Here is a 13765-nt window from a genome sequence, read left to right on the forward strand (position 1 = left end):
CATAAATACGAGCGTGACACAGAAACCACGCCCTTACAGAGACAGCCTCTTCGCGCAGTTGAATCGACAGGAGATCGATGAACCTGACCGGAGTTCATCAGGTGCATTCGGCCAACGGAAAACAATATTTCTTTCCCGTTTGGCTCAGAGGATCAAGCAAGCGACAACCGAGGCGGAGCTAACTAACACCTTACGTGGCCGCGCTCCTTGTCCGGCGGAGCAAGATCTCGCCGTTCGACAACTGCAGATCATTCGCGCGAGCAATGTCCGCGCCAACTGCTCGATTGTCCTGAAATTCGATTGGACACCGAATAGGCCTGAGTCAGCAGTCGCCGCATCACTGTGCATCCTTGAATGGCGGACGCGTCTCCTCAAAGACTTCGCAAAGACGTTCCGATTGTCAGAGGATGATCTGGCAGATGACTTCGTTGCTGTTCCCGAAATCTGGAGCAAGGACGGAGACCCTGTTCCATTGCACTATCACATCATAATGCAGATTCCTGAGGCCGCTCTAACTTGGTTTCAAGAAACCGCACACAAGCGCTGGATGCAAGTCCTCGACCACTTCGAGCTCGGCGGTCGCGTCCATATCGAACCGATTACATCACAGCGAAAGTTGTCAAATTACATTATGAAACAAGCCGACATCGATTGGGTGGCACAACATATCCTGTTGCCAATCGATGTGGAGAAGTACCGGAACGGCTAGCTGGCCTGCCGTCTCCTTGATGATGACCATCTCGATTCTCGTTCGCCTGCGAGAATCACTACATCCAAAGGAATGACAAAAATTCAGAAGTGTCCAACGAAGGTCACAATCAAAGAACTAATCAACAACAACGATATCAGGATCAACCCGATACATGTCTAAGTACAATCACTTCAAGAAGCCATCGAAACGAAACAAGCCAAAGCGAATTGATGATTATCCTTCAACGCTAAGAGGTCCATCTCAGAACAAGTACGGCGGTCAAAAGATGATCCGCATGCGTGGATACCCCGGCAACACATACGGACCCGCATCCGAGGTAAGACGCTTCACGAAAGAACAATGTGCAGAATATGAAATCAAAATGCGCGAAGAAGATCGCTTGAAATAAACCCAATCAGAGCGGCGATGATTGGTTTGATGTTCGGATTGGTGGATAGGGTCCGATTATGAAATTGACGTCACGATCGCCGCTTGCTCGCCATTCAAACGGTTGCCGCATGCTGGAAATAATTCCTAGATAATAATTCGAGCTGCTAGTCCTTTGGCGTCCTCCGCTTTTGTCACATGCAAGAGGATACCTCAGCCCCCTCACTCTGCATCTTGCTCTCTACCTCAGGTTGCGCTTGGATAGTGATCTTGGGGAGCGAGATATGGTCAGGATCTTTTCGATCGTTGCTTTTCTTCTGGTCGTTTGGGCTGGTGCCGCTAATGCGCGTGGTCCGTACGGATCTATCAAAGTCGGCGCTTGGAGTGGCGGAGCATTCACCGACAACCAAACAGGCGCCTTCTCAAACTGCATTGCCAGCGCAACATATAACAGCGGCATCAACTTTGGGGTGGTCGTTTCGAAGGACTACAAGTGGTTCTTGGCTTTCACTCACAATAGTTGGACCCTTTCACAAGGACAGAAATTTCCGATCGTCCTCAATTTCGATAATCAAGCAACGTTCAATGTTGTTGGCATTGGAGTGGCCGCCACTACGGTCTTCGTTCCAATGCCAGACGACTCATCGTTGATTAGAAAATTTCGGGCTTCTCGAACAATGTCCGCCTTCGCCCAAGGCAATCTGTTTCAATTCAATCTCAACGGGACTTCTGTTCTTATTCCTGCGCTGGTAAACTGTGCGAAGACAATCAATGATCGCGGTCTTTCGGCTGCAGGAGACTTTGCAGCTCCTTTCGCCAATGCCGCGAACAGTACTCCCAAGCTTACCGCTCCTGCTGGAAAGCCATTAACAAACACATCAAGCTTGCAACCTGGAACTCCTCAAGAAGGCTCTCCGGAACTGCAAATTGAAGCGATGCAAATTGCTTCAAACTTCATTCTTAAGGCCAACCTGAGTCGCCCTTCTCTTTTGACTAGGTCTGAAACGCCAACGGCCGTTGCCTCGACTGGAGCCGCCTGGAAGGCGGACGGATCGACCGGTTTCGTTCGCATTATTCCGCCTCAACAAGGCACGTCGGGTCTGGATGTTGCGGCTGCGATCGTTGGAAATGATGCAAAGGAATGTAAGGGCAAATTTGCGTCCGCTCGGAATAGCGAGCTCATCGACAGCGAAGTTGTATTCAGAGGAATGTCATCCTGCGAGGATTCTGAACGGTCGGCAATTGCCGAGTATTTCATTTTTCCCCGAAAGGCCGGTGGGTTCATCATGTTTTCGGTGCTGACCCCGAGCGGATCGCTCAACGCAACACCTCAAGCACAACAACGCGAAGAAGTGAACGCGGGTTATCGCAATGCGGCGTTTAAAGCGATCGGTCCATAAGCGGCGCATCGCCGAGATAACCTTTTACATTTAATTCGCATGCGGCTGCCTCCATTGGTCGGGCAAATGAAGAACGTTCTTATCGTCATACTTCTAACATCGGTTATTGCTCTCGCTTCAGTGCTTGGACTGGTACTTCAGGATACCGAACAGCCAAATTCGGATCTCGATCGCGATATGACCAGGGTGCGCGCGGAAATCGTAGAAGCTCGTCGCGAGAGCGAGAAATATTCGAGCGGCCTCGTCAAATCTTTCATCGACCTTAGACTTTCGGTTCTCCAAGCAACCGACGCTATGCTCGACCAAAAGCGCCGATCACTATTCTGGCGCATCTCGCTAAGATATCCGAATATGGCCTCCGCTGCTCGCGTGGCGCCTGACCAAGAGCTTACTGAAATACTGGATGAATTACGGCAAGCAGAGGATCGAGCTAATCAAGCTCGCACTGAAGCAGCACGCTATTCCGGCGGGCTTGTACAATCGATGTCGTTAGCGCGCGTTGCAATCGACGACGTCGCAATCTCCCAGCTTCGCCTTAAGTTCTATTCGGCCAAACACGGATTTCCAATTCTAACTATCAGCGCTCCCAAAGCGAATGATTCAGCAACTAAAGGAAAAATCGTACAAGATCGGGACGGCTTATGAAATTAATTTTGACGCTTATCATTGTGGCGCTCTCTTCTTCAGCACTCGCGCAGTCAGATCAAGCTCCGTTGGGGCTAAAATGGGGGGTGTCTCAAACCGAAATCACAGCCCTCGGGGCTGAATTCCGTGAGGAAAAAGAAGACAGTTACGGTAAGGGAGTCGTCTTTACTAAGCTTCCGCAGGTAATAGCCGACGCTGAGATCGTTCTTGGCTCGTTCGGATACAATGATCGCTTGTACCGCATCGTGATAATCAGCAAGTCTTTCGCAAACGATCCGTTCGGATCGTCGGTGTTGTCGCGATACAATTCGTTGTCTTCGCTGCTTAGCGAGAAGTACGGAAAGCCAAGCGTAAACCATCGGCTCGGCGATTCAATCTATGCCGAGCCAAGATACTTTCTTTCCGGCGTAAACAACGGGCGAACCTCTTGGTACACTAACTTCAAAACACCAGAAATTTTTGTTCAGCTTGGTCTCTTAGCAGAAGATAGCTCCAGCGGCAGATGGAAGATCATCTATGAGAACGCGGCGATCAAAAAGGATTTTGATAAAGTAAAGCAATCCCGGGAGAAGAATGCGCTCTAAATTGAGATGCTTGGTTTGATTTTGTGTCTGGTGGTTAGAGTCCGATTACAGAATCGCCGCCATGATCACCGCTCGCTCCCCTTTTAGCGGTAACCCGTCAAGGACACCGATTGTACGTCACCAGATAACGTCCGAGCCGAACGAGTTTACCGTCTCGGAGTTCGAGATTTTCCTTCACAATTTCCGTCTCGCCCTCCGAACTGCATTTCATCGTGAGTGCGAAGCGATTTCCTTGGGGCACAACCTTCTTTATCTCGCACGTCGATTCGTATCCTTCGAATTTTCTCTGCGAGTAAGCTACGAGCCCGTTATCCTGCTCGCCCGGCTTTGACCGGCAAGCATCTGGTTTTTCGGCATACCATTTTCCGACAAACGATCTATTAGCGCTCGCCTCCGTCGCAAGCCGCTCGTCCTTTGACCGTATTACAGACATCGACGAACCGTCCGATTCAAATCGAAGTAAATACTCGATGCCTTGGTCGTTCTTAGCTGTGCATGAAACCGTTCGAACTTGACGCTCAGTGAAGTCTCCAGTCTGAATGCATTTACCTGTTGCTTGCTGTATTAAAGGAACCGGCAGGTCATTCCGTCTTGGCCGATCCTTGGAATTAACAAGCATACGATCGATCGGCAGCTCGTAGGATTTATCAAGCGCAATAGTGCCATCCGATCTAGAGCCCGAGAATGATATAGCGCGGCCATCATCCTCAGGATCATCAAGCACCATTGTGAATAGAGCGCGACTACCGGTTATGATGTAGGATACCGGGCTGCAGATATAACTCTTATTAGCCACGGCTGCCTGACATCGGCCCTTCATTAACGCGCTAATTTCTATGTCAGCAGATTGAGCACCAAGATCGGCACCAGTGCAAAATAGAATGGGAATTGCCAGGATCGCTCGACTCGCAACCATCACGATTTCCCCTTGGTTTCAGCCGACGCGATCAAGATCGAGTTCGCGTACTCCTCTGCTGCGACGAGCCTGCTCTACCAGGTTTCGTAGATTCTCGCGTATCGCTCGCGCATCTGCGACGTACCGAAGCTGAAGAGAGCCGCCTTTGCTGGTAAAATCGCTGGAGTGAATGGTGATAGTGCCAATATTGAAGAGCTGATTTAAGAGAGAGTAATTCACGCGAACGTCTTTGATGCGGTACAGCTCAATTTCGTCGACTGTGCGAAAGATGATTCCCTTTGCGATTTTGACCCGCTGGTTCGTAATCGTGAACTTCGTGCAGAGGTGGGCAATCCAGATGAGTGCCAGAATCGGCAATCCGACCAGTACAAAGCAAAATAGTAAGACAGACCACCCCTCCAGCGAACCAAATATCCACCGAATGGTCGATGGCCTGATCGTCGCAATTTCGTTCTCACCACCAGTAATTGATTGCTGATCCATTTCATGCTCCCAAACCAAATCGGGAACTTATAGGACATTATGTGGTTTTAAAGCCACATTGTTTTTTCGGCTTTAAAGCCGTGGGGAAGAATCTTACGTTGCGGTTGTCTAACCTATGGACATCCGCCAACTATTTGCCGCCAACCTTCGCCGAATTCGGGACGAGAAAAAACTCTCCCAAGAGAAGTTGGCATACGAGGCTGAGGTGGATCGTGCTCATGTTAGCAAGATCGAGCGCCGCGTGACGTATGTGGGGCTTGAGATCGTTGAAAAGTTTTCAAAGGTTTTGCGCGTTGAACCGGCTGAATTCTTTCAGCCAATCCAACGCAAGCGTCCAAAAAAGTAGCTTTTTGACCCTTGGGACTATGCTCAACGTTAGCGAGAGCCACGATTACCAATCATTTTGGCTCAGCGAAGTCGCCATGAGCATTCGGTTAAACAACAAAGTCGGAACACCGATCACCTTCAATCCCCTTTAACTGCGTGTAGATCGTCCGCAATCCAGATGAGAATAGATCGCAACAGCTGTTGACGCAGAAAGCGTTTATCGTCATTATTTGCTAATGATTGTCATTTGCAATAATTCCATAACCCTCCCATTCGGTAGAACCCCAAAATGTAGGGACTGGATCCTATCGACGCCACTACTTCTAGTTGGCGTTCATGCGACCTTCGGTGAGGAAGGTAGTGGCAAACGTTCCTACTCTCTCTCCAATCCAACCCCGGATTCTTTCCTGCGAGAGATGACCACAGATCGACCCGACATCACCGAAGTGCCCTTTACGGTTGATGCGGGTCGCGTCCAAATCGAGACGACCGGTGTCGGCTTCTCGCGTTCGCGTCCGGCTGCGAACGGAGCGGTGACTCAAGGTTATGAGTTTATAGGGAGCAACATTCGCGTTGGATTAACTAAAGACCTTGAAGCAACCATCATGGTCTTACCGTACGCTCGACAGAGAACTCGGAGTTCAGAATCCGAAACGACAGAATCGGGGACAGGAGCTGTCGTCCTTCGCGCTAAGTATAATCTATGGGGAAACGACACTTTCGGGAAAAGTGACTCAACTGCCCTTGCAGTTCTGCCCTACATTTCACTTCCCACTGATCGTCAGAACGGAATAAGCCCCCAATTCGTGGATGGCGGCCTCCAAACGTTTTTTGCAGCCGATCTGGGACATCAATTCTCTCTCGGAATCAATGTGGGATTGCACGCGGTAAAAAATGCTGATCCGAACGCACGTCACATTGAAGCGACCGGTTCAATGACACTTGGCTACCAATGGTCTGAAAAATTCACAACCTACGTCGAAGCAGCCGTGAGAGGCGGCACCCAAGACCCTCTTGGAGATATTGTGCTTTTCGGCGGAGGTCTCGCCTATAAGGTCAATTCAAATCTTCAACTTGATGCCGGTGTAAATTTTGGTGCCACGCCAGCATCGCCGAGTATAAATCCATTTGTTGGGCTTTCAGCTCGGTTTTAATATCGCAGGTCATTAGCTCTATTTGACCCGCATTCCTCGCCTGTATTTCCCCATGGCAGCAACCCGCCTTTTCAGCGTCAATGCAGGATTTTCAACGAGCTTCCAGGAAGCAAATCCAAAGAGCGGAACAATAACTATCGACACAACGGCCAACGTTGTGATGTCGATACCTGGAAATGCTTGCACGATAGACTGTTGAACTGGCCATCCATAAATGTAGGTTCCGTACGAGATGTCGTTCGCTCGGCAAAGGCGAGTGGGCCACCCGAAATCGATCGCTCCGGCCACAAGAACCCAATGAGCGACTAGAAGAATATAGATTTGATCTCGAACTAAGGAAGAAGAAAGTAGAATCGTTGCTGCCGTGCTCACGGACAAAAGTGCCGGAGACAAATCGATACTGTGTCGAAATCGATATGATATTACGCCGATTAAAAAACAAACACTGTAACGGCCGACTTGATATAGCCACGTCGAGCCAGGCTGTGCGGACATAGCATTAGCGTGAAACATAAGCGCGATCGCAGCACATAGCGCAAAAAATAGAAATGGAGCCCAATTGAACACTCCAATACGCATTAATATCGCGAGCCCGAAGTAATTCAGTATCTCGTACTTCAAAGTCCAGAGTGGGTTATTGATCGCCCCCGAGAAAACAACGTTTGTGAATATCTCTTGTGGAGGTATCGCCCGTGAAAATTGAAACGTAACAGAGAATGGATAAATCCAGGTACGAGAATCTCGAAAATACTCGGTGAGCGGCAGCCCTGTAAGAAGCGGGCCGGCTATAAAAGCGAAGACAACGCCAAAAGCGAAAAGTCCAGGCAGCAGTCTCAACGCCCTCGCCAAAATATAATTACTCAAACTTGGGTTACGTTCGAGACTGTGGGAAAGCGTAAGCCCCGATACAACAAAGAAGGCATTTACCGCGTGCCCGCCCAACGTAAAGGGAGTTGTTCCCTGAAGTGGCTCTGGTGCATCTATGGCGCTGTTAATCGCGAAAGCATGTGATACCAGAACGGCTAGAGCGGCGACTAATCGAATAAGATTGAAAGAATTCCGCTCAACTTCGAGTATATCGACCAGTCTCGGACCCTTCCAAAGCATAGTCCGCCACGTCACTGTTTCTTTCTCAGCGAACGACATGGCTAATTTCTTTTCTGCTTAACGCTTGAAGTGATCGAGCGCGGAGACTCAGAAAAGTCGAGATCGGGATAATCACATGTCTTCTCCCGCTAATCTTTTGAGTTCGTTTTTATCGTTTTCCTTGAGAATCACTTGCGCAACTAAGTCATAGGCTCGATTCGCTGCCATTAATTTGGTCATTTCTCCCACAGCGTTGACATTCGACATCTCTAGGACGCCCGTCGCCAACCTAACGGCACTCGGTGGCACATCGATGGGGGAGCTTTCCGTCGAAAATAGTCCACCGTCCTCAGCTCGTAGCTTACGAGTGTCTTCAAATCTCACGATGCGAAGTTGTCCGAGGCTACCCTGCTTTGTGGACACTGAACCATTTGGGCCAATCATAAGCTGACTACTTCCGTTCGGGACCGAGACTCGCCCGCCAACTCCAAGCACAGCCTTTCCTTCGAGCGTAGTTAGGTCACCCTTGGCATCGAGCGTAAAAGACCCCACGCGAGTATATCTTGGCCCGTTCGCCGTCTGGACGACGAAGAAAGACGATTGGTCTACGATTGCGACGTCCAAAGGATTTCCTGTCGGTTTGAGTTCGCCCTTTGAAAAGTCGATAAACTGCGTCGCCGCAACGAGTGATCGCCTGGGTGAGGGCACCTCTTCTTTCGCCTGTGTTAGATACTCTTGAAAGCCAAGGTGGCTCGCTTTGAACCCGGGTGTGGTTTGATTTGCCACATTGCGGGCCACGTTATCGAGCTGCTGCCGCAGCACAATTAAGCGAGAGAGGCCTATAATCTCTTTGTCGCTCACATCAGTCTCCGTGATTTCGCACACGCGCGTCCGTCGCAATCGCCGCACAAATGGCGACGCCGCAACAGCGCCCTACCGCGAGCGGGGCCTTAACGACTGAAATTCAAGTAAGGTGAAAAGTGACTGGACTCGAGGTCGTCCGCCTCGTCCTAAGCCACGCTTAGCAAGCTATTCCTCGGTGGCGGCGGTTCGACGCCCACCAAATATCCAGCATGCGCATCAACCAACAACGGCCAAACAGGCATGATTCCGGTTGATCTATGCGTCGTGATTTGCGGTGGCACGGGTATCGACGTGGAAAAGCAGCTGTGGCAATGCCAACCTATTAACTCTGGTCGCTGCGAATGTTGATCGGTGTCATGTCTCAATGACAGCCAATCTGACTGCGTCGACTTGGGAGTGAATGATTCAACATGATCATGGGTTACAATCGAGCAAACCGAGGTTATGACGGCAAGCGTTCCGATAAGAAGCCTAATAAGATTTCGCGTACGAGAACCGCGATACTTTAGGCTCTCAGACATGGAGCACTACCTCCGCTGCCCTGACTGCTTCATCATCCAGCTGAATTGTAACATGATCGATGCCGAAGTCGTCCTTCATCAGACGCCGCGCCTGCACTAAGAGTTCTCGGCTGTTCGCAAAATCTGCAACAACTAGATGGCAGCTCATAGCGTCGAAGCCAGACGTAACGGTCCATACATGTAAATCATGAACCGCAATTACGTCGGGAAGCTCCAGCAGCTTCCTTTCAAGAAGCCCTACGTCGACGTTAGGAGGAGTTCCCTCCATTAAGATATGTGTGACTTGCTTAATCAGTATCCACGTCCGTGGCACGATGAACAGGCCAATACCGGCACCCATGATCGGATCAGCCAAGCGCCATCCGGTCCACATGATGATAAGCGCCGCTACAATTACGCCCACTGACCCGAGCATGTCGCCTAGGACTTCTAGATAAGCGCCCTTGACATTTAGGCTTTCGGACGAACCGCCCGCCAATAGCCGCATGCTGATCAGGTTTACAATGAGACCAATTGCGGCAACGATCAACATTGGGCCGCTTAGAATCTCCGGAGGAGCAAGGAACCGCTGATAGGCCTCATACAGAATGTACACGGTTAGCAAAAGAAGAACGACAGCATTAGTGAGCGCCGATAGTACCTCGGTCCGCAGGTATCCGTAAGTCAGTTGTGGGGTCGCCTCTCGCGCAGCAAATCGAATGGCGAGCAAAGCCAGCGCGAGACCTCCAAAATCCGTCAGCATATGAGCTGCGTCTGCGAGCAACGCCAGGCTACCCGTTACCAAGCCACCAACAACCTCCGCGATCATGAAGGTGCCGGTGAGCACCAGCGCCCAACGGAGTCGGTTTGCATGCTTTGCTGCTGCTGTTCCTGTAGTGCCTCCACCGTGCATCCTTCAGGCCTCCATCTTCTGCTTACCACCGACGGTGGCGTCGTCGCCTATAAGACCACGCAGTTTCTCTTCAAGTTCGTCAAACAAGAAAAAGCTGACATCGTCTAGAGAGCCGTGTCCCTTAGCAAAGGGCTGCTCCAACAAGCGTATAAGATACAGCGCATATATGAACATGTAAGATATGAAGCCAAACATCATCGCTGATGCGGGATCACCCTCGGTTTTGAGGAACAGCATCATAATGACGATCGAAAACACCAACGTCTGAACTAAGACGTGGACAGACGGAACAAATTCTACGCGCTGAATTTGATAGACGCGCAGCATAGATCGACGAAGGATGTCTTGCGTTGCACGAAGCCGAACCACGAAATTTGCGGCCATTCCCATTCCTTCGAGACGTCCAAAAATCGGTGTTAACTTTGCCAACTCGTTCAGAGCTGGAGGAATATCCTTGTGATCTCGAGTATGACCTAAACCGACTCTCAGCTTATCAAGCGTTCCTAGAAGAATGTACCGACATTCGTTCAGATCAAACTCCTTATTGATTTCGGCAAATGCCTCGAGATCGCCATCAATCGCTTCAATTGAAGTCCTGATATCTGCTGGAATTCGCTCTGCCTCTTTATAGTCAGTCAGAATGCTGGACAGGAGAAACCCTATAATAAAGATTGCGCCACCGATTCCGCTTGTTAAGAGCGCATTGAGCTCTAGAAATTCGAAACCAAAGTAATGGACACCGATTTTCGCGCATCCCAACACCAAAACGACCGCAACTACGGTAAAAAATAGTCGAAACTTTTTGCGATAGCTAAGACTTGCGCCTCCGAGATGGAGATGCTGAATAATCGATGATGGCATCTATTGTCCACTAGGTTGGGTTGTGCGCAGCGAGAAGCCGCGACCATTCCAGCGATATGTTGCTGTCGAATTTTTCGAAATAACTTTTAGTCCAGCTACTCCGTCTGCATTAGTCATCTTCAGATCAATAGCTTTCCCCGAAAAAACCATGCGGTAGCCACCTCTCGTTTTCAAATAAACTTCATGAAGGCACCCGCTGCTATCGCAAATCACTGCGCGATTATCGCAAGCGTACTCTTCAAAATGCAGCGATACGAAACGCGCGCCATTCGCTTCAATCGAAGGCGCGAAGTAATGGGCAGCAGCGGCCGCGTTACCGCACAAGCGCTCAAGAGTGTAAAGTCTCTTCCGCAACTCAGAAGGTAAGCTGTCGATGTGCTCAGAAGCCCACGGCCTCTCGATAATCATGCCGCTGCGTGCGAAGGATTGACCGCATAGCAGCAATGGGAGCAGAAGTAATGCTAAAGGAAAGGCTCTATCCGATCTCATGAGACAGCTCCCTTCGCTTTCAACGCTGGCCCGCCACCTACTTGATCGAAAACAATCCCGACTCGGTGTTCGGCTGTCCAAACACGGCGGCACGAACGCGAGAAATGATCTGTAGGAATTAGCAAAACAAAGCGGTAGGGAATCCCAAGAGGGCTTTCCACCTCGAGCAATGCTCCTGTGGTACTTATGTTGCGAACGATGCAACTGATCGCGCCTCCCTCGAATGAGATTGTGCCGGATTTGAGCACCCGAGTACGACGCTCCACTCGTTTCTCGTCCATGACTTCTCTCCAATACGAGATCAAGTGTCATACGGCTGGTTTCAGCAACCGAAGCGCATTTAAAGTCACGAGGATTGTCGCGCCGGTATCAGCAAGAATCGCTGGCCACAATCCTGTAACCCCAACGATTGTGGTGACGAGGAAGACGGCCTTTAAACCCAGCGCGACGACAATATTCTGCTTGATATTGGACATGGTTCGGCGGGATAGCTCGACCATCGCTGCCACGTCAGTGACGCGTGCGTGGAGTATCGCAGCATCTGCAGTTTCAAGTGCGACGTCGGTACCACCACCCATGGCAATACCAACGTCCGCTGCAGCAAGTGCAGGGGCATCGTTGATGCCGTCACCTATTTTGGCGACCCAAAAGCCCTCTGACTTTAGTTCTCTTACGATCTTTTGCTTATCTTCTGGCAATAGCTGCGCTCTTACTTCAATACCCAGCTGATTCCCGATTGCCGTTGCTGTGCGCTGGTTATCGCCAGTTAGCATCAACGCGCGGACATTAAGGCTAGCTAGGGCGCTAAGGCCTATTTTGGCATCGGCGCGTGGCTCGTCTCGCATTGCAATCGCCCCGGCTAGCACTTTGTCGATTTGGACCACCGAAACGGTCTTGCCTTCACTGTTTAAGGCCGAGATGCGGGCTTCCTGCTCACTGCTCAATTTCGAAATGTCATTAGCTGCCTGCGGAGACCCGATAAAAATTTCCTTACCGTCAACTGTTGCGCGAATTCCCCTTCCGCTAAGGGCACTGGCATTTAAAGCGCGGGGTAAAGAGAGATTTTCATCTGACGCCTTTGCCAGAATCGCCAGCGCTAGCGGGTGACTAGATCCGGCTTCAAGGGCAGCTGCATATCTCAACACATCTGTATCACTGGACCCGAATGACACGATATCCGTAATACGTGGCTTTCCTGCCGTCAGCGTGCCCGTTTTATCGAAGCAAGCTATTGTAATTTTTCCAACCTGCTCGAGAACTCCGCCGCCTTTCATCAGAAGACCACGTCGCGCTCCTGCGGCAAGGCTAGCGGCAATTGCTGCTGGCGTAGAAATGACGAGTGCACAGGGGCAGCCAATTAGCAGGATTGCGAGACCTTTGTAGATCCACTCCTTCCACAATCCACCTAGCGCAAGCGGTGGAAATACTGCGATCAACAGCGCGACCAGGACTACGGCCGGGGTATAATAGTGGGAGAAACGATCGATGAATCGCTCGGTTGGAGCCTTCGACTCTTGAGCTTCTTCAACCAGGCGCACAACCCTAGCAATCGTGTTATCGATCGCGGCAGCAGTAACTTTGACAATGAGGAGCCCTTCGCCATTGATTGTACCGGCGAAGATGGCTTCTCCAGGTCCTTTTTGAATAGGAACACTCTCGCCCGATACCGGAGCCTCATCTATCGAGCTGACTCCCGAGATAATTGTTCCGTCGGCGGGCACTCGGTCCCCCGGACGAACCTGAATGGTCGATCCCACCTCGAGTGTGCTCGCCTTGACTTCGCGGACCTGCCCATTTTCCTCAAGTCTCGCCGTAGCAGGTATCAATTCTGTGAGGCTCTGGATGCTCGCTCGCGCCCGGCTTGCCGCTACGCCTTCTAAAAGTTCTCCTATCAGGAATAGAAAGACTACTGCCGCTGCCTCCTCGGCCGCACCAATAAAGACAGCGCCAACCGCAGCCACTGTCATTAACATTTCAATCGAGAACGGCGTTCCTGCGCCTGCCGCTGCGACGGCCCGCCTAGTGATCGGTATTAACCCAACCAGCATCGCTGGCAAAAACACCCATCGTTCGGCTTCTGGAAATGTCTTTCCCAGCAAGAAGGCTAAAGCAAGTGCGCCGCCCGTAGCGATAGTAAGTAGCCCTTTGTTCGATCGCCACCAAAACCTGTCTATAGGTCCATCGCCGTGAGTGTGTTTGGTATGATCGCTATCGACCACTTTTGGAGGGGGGACGCCATCACCGGTCGTATGATCAACCTGCAGAACTTTATAGCCAAGACCGGTAACCCGCTTTGGTAGCGTCTCTGCATCAGCACAGTCATGTTTCACAGTAACGGTTCCCGTGGGCACGGAGACGTTGACCTCCGCAACCTGGGCAACACGCTTCAAGGCATTCTCGATCTTGATTGCACAAGACGCGCAATCCATACCCTCGATTCGCATACGGGTAGTGGTTAAAATCTC

At 50.7% G+C, this 13765-nt stretch carries 15 protein-coding genes; 6 read left to right on the forward strand and 9 right to left on the reverse strand.

The features are described 5' to 3' along the window. Positions 1-13 precede the first annotated feature (13 nt). The 4 genes from AC1Q67_RS14725 to AC1Q67_RS14740 all read left to right on the forward strand — a co-directional run bounded on the left by AC1Q67_RS14725 (position 14) and on the right by AC1Q67_RS14740 (position 3707). Positions 14-709, forward strand: coding sequence for a hypothetical protein (locus tag AC1Q67_RS14725; protein ID WP_492236122.1), 696 nt, complete (start codon positions 14-16; stop codon positions 707-709). Positions 710-1362: 653 nt separating this feature from the next. Next, positions 1363-2478, forward strand: coding sequence for a hypothetical protein (locus AC1Q67_RS14730; protein ID WP_492236123.1), 1116 nt, complete (start codon positions 1363-1365; stop codon positions 2476-2478). A gap of 66 nt (positions 2479-2544) precedes the next feature. Further along, positions 2545-3123, forward strand: a complete 579-nt coding sequence (locus AC1Q67_RS14735) for a hypothetical protein (RefSeq protein ID WP_492236124.1) — start codon at positions 2545-2547, stop codon at positions 3121-3123. Next, entirely contained in the window at positions 3120-3707 is a 588-nt protein-coding gene (locus AC1Q67_RS14740) for a hypothetical protein (RefSeq protein ID WP_492236125.1), read from the forward strand. The genes AC1Q67_RS14735 and AC1Q67_RS14740 overlap by 4 nt, the downstream gene beginning before the upstream one ends. 97 nt (positions 3708-3804) lie before the next feature. On the opposite strand, the gene AC1Q67_RS14745 is transcribed toward AC1Q67_RS14740, so the two are convergent. Both AC1Q67_RS14745 and AC1Q67_RS14750 read right to left on the reverse strand, forming a co-directional pair. After that, complete coding sequence (locus AC1Q67_RS14745) at positions 3805-4623, reverse strand: hypothetical protein (RefSeq protein ID WP_492238158.1); 819 nt, start codon at positions 4621-4623, stop codon at positions 3805-3807. Between the two features lie 18 nt (positions 4624-4641). Further along, on the reverse strand, positions 4642-5106 hold the full coding sequence (locus tag AC1Q67_RS14750) for a PH domain-containing protein (protein ID WP_492236127.1): 465 nt from the start codon (positions 5104-5106) through the stop codon (positions 4642-4644). A gap of 115 nt (positions 5107-5221) precedes the next feature. Between AC1Q67_RS14750 and AC1Q67_RS14755 the strand changes: the two genes are divergently transcribed. Further along, positions 5222-5452 carry a helix-turn-helix domain-containing protein gene (locus AC1Q67_RS14755; protein ID WP_492236128.1) on the forward strand — a complete coding sequence of 77 codons (231 nt, stop codon included), beginning with the start codon at positions 5222-5224 and terminating at the stop codon, positions 5450-5452. Positions 5453-5849: 397 nt separating this feature from the next. Beyond that, on the forward strand, positions 5850-6587 hold the full coding sequence (locus tag AC1Q67_RS14760; RefSeq protein ID WP_492236129.1) for a transporter: 738 nt from the start codon (positions 5850-5852) through the stop codon (positions 6585-6587). An 18-nt stretch (positions 6588-6605) separates the two neighbouring features. Here the strand turns inward: AC1Q67_RS14760 and AC1Q67_RS14765 are convergent, their stop codons facing one another. The 7 genes from AC1Q67_RS14765 to AC1Q67_RS14795 all read right to left on the reverse strand — a co-directional run bounded on the left by AC1Q67_RS14765 (position 6606) and on the right by AC1Q67_RS14795 (position 13744). Continuing rightward, positions 6606-7733, reverse strand: coding sequence for an acyltransferase family protein (locus AC1Q67_RS14765; protein ID WP_492236130.1), 1128 nt, complete (start codon positions 7731-7733; stop codon positions 6606-6608). A 72-nt stretch (positions 7734-7805) separates the two neighbouring features. Then, positions 7806-8534 (reverse strand): flagellar basal-body rod protein FlgF, encoded by a 729-nt coding sequence (flgF, locus tag AC1Q67_RS14770; RefSeq protein ID WP_492236131.1) that lies wholly within the window; start codon positions 8532-8534, stop codon positions 7806-7808. A gap of 516 nt (positions 8535-9050) precedes the next feature. After that, a complete protein-coding gene (locus AC1Q67_RS14775; RefSeq protein ID WP_492236132.1) occupies positions 9051-9950 on the reverse strand; it encodes a cation diffusion facilitator family transporter in 900 nt (299 codons plus the stop codon). Between the two features lie 3 nt (positions 9951-9953). Further along, entirely contained in the window at positions 9954-10811 is an 858-nt protein-coding gene (locus AC1Q67_RS14780; protein ID WP_492236133.1) for a hypothetical protein, read from the reverse strand. Further along, positions 10812-11300, reverse strand: a complete 489-nt coding sequence (locus AC1Q67_RS14785) for a hypothetical protein (RefSeq protein ID WP_492236134.1) — start codon at positions 11298-11300, stop codon at positions 10812-10814. Beyond that, the gene (locus AC1Q67_RS14790; protein ID WP_492236135.1) at positions 11297-11581 is read right to left on the reverse strand and encodes a PilZ domain-containing protein; all 285 of its coding nucleotides are present in this window, start codon (positions 11579-11581) and stop codon (positions 11297-11299) included. The genes AC1Q67_RS14785 and AC1Q67_RS14790 overlap by 4 nt, the downstream gene beginning before the upstream one ends. A gap of 27 nt (positions 11582-11608) precedes the next feature. Continuing rightward, complete coding sequence (locus AC1Q67_RS14795) at positions 11609-13744, reverse strand: heavy metal translocating P-type ATPase (RefSeq protein WP_492236463.1); 2136 nt, start codon at positions 13742-13744, stop codon at positions 11609-11611. Positions 13745-13765: the final 21 nt, after the last annotated feature.

This window comes from Afipia sp. GW823-FHT06G09 (assembly GCF_058794875.1).